General features: G+C 71.9%; 1 protein-coding gene. It reads right to left on the reverse strand.

What is annotated here, in order from left to right:
• A partial coding sequence (locus SB786_RS36390; protein ID WP_410731602.1) for a FimD/PapC N-terminal domain-containing protein occupies nt 1-269 on the reverse strand: 269 nt, incomplete at its 3' end.
• Between the last annotated feature and the right edge of the window lies 1 nt (nt 270).

Here is a 270-nt window from a genome sequence, read left to right on the forward strand (position 1 = left end):
TAGCGGCCGATCCAGTCGGGACCGACATGGATGTCGGTGGTGTACACGCCGGGCGCCGTCACGTTGCGCTGGGCGAAGCGCGACACGTCGACATGCTCGCCCAGGCGGCTCTGCAGGAACGCGCCGTCGAACTCGACTTGCGCGAGCGTGCTTTCGGCGGCGGCCTGCGTCGTCGCGCGGCCATGGGCGGACCACGCGGCGACGCAGGCCGCCACCAGCAGATGGATCGGCTTGACGTGCGGCATGTCGGCCGCGCCGCGGCGAGGCAGT

The organism is Burkholderia sp. SIMBA_062 (assembly GCF_046534765.1).
Taxonomy (GTDB): domain Bacteria; phylum Pseudomonadota; class Gammaproteobacteria; order Burkholderiales; family Burkholderiaceae; genus Burkholderia; species Burkholderia ambifaria.